This window comes from Aminobacter sp. P4_D5 (assembly GCF_056401815.1).
Genome location: NZ_JBFUIP010000871.1, coordinates 1 through 645 on the forward strand (window position 1 = coordinate 1; position 645 = coordinate 645).

General features: G+C 70.4%; 1 protein-coding gene. It reads right to left on the reverse strand.

Annotation, left to right across the window (positions count from 1 at the left end; translation table 11 throughout):
- Nucleotides 1-645: DUF1800 family protein (locus tag AC1DWF_RS35505; protein ID WP_476843151.1), on the reverse strand; the 645-nt coding region annotated here is incomplete at both ends.

The following is a 645-nucleotide window of genomic DNA, read 5'->3' on the forward strand; positions in this document are numbered from 1 at the left end:
CCAGGAAGCGCAGCGCCTCCGCGCCGCCTTCCTCGCCCTCGGAGAAGGATTGCCCGAGCAGGCGCTTGGCGCCGGGCTCATGCGCGTCCGTGCGGAAGAGGAAGCCGTCGACCTCCGAGAACTGCTCGCCGCGGCCCGCGGACCAACCTGTCAGGATGCGCGCGAGCGATGTCACGTCCTGCTGCGTGTAGCGGGCGGCGGGGGTGACGGTGTGCAGCTCCAGGCACTCACGCGCGAGGTTCTCGTTCAGCCCGCGGCCGCGCCGGCCGATGGGGCTGGTCGGGCCGGTCGAGTTGGTCTGGTCGAGGTAGCCGAGCATCGCGGGATGCCGGTAGGCCGCGAGCAGCAGATCCTCGAAACGGCCGAAGGCCTTCGCCCGGATGGCGACGCGCTGATAGTGCCCGAGCCAGGGGGTGGTCTGGAACGCCTTGCGGCTGACGGTGAAGTGATTGGTCCAGAAGTTCGCCCAGCGCTCGGCGAAGGGGATCCGCGTGGTGATCATCCGCGTAGCCCAGGCGGTGGATTCCACCCGGAAGATGTCGCCGACGCCGGGATTGCGAATGTCGCGCCGCTGGGCGCGGAGGGCGACCTGGATGTCGTTGAGGCTCGGCCCGGGAAGCTCTGGCAGTGGCGCGACCTGGGCCG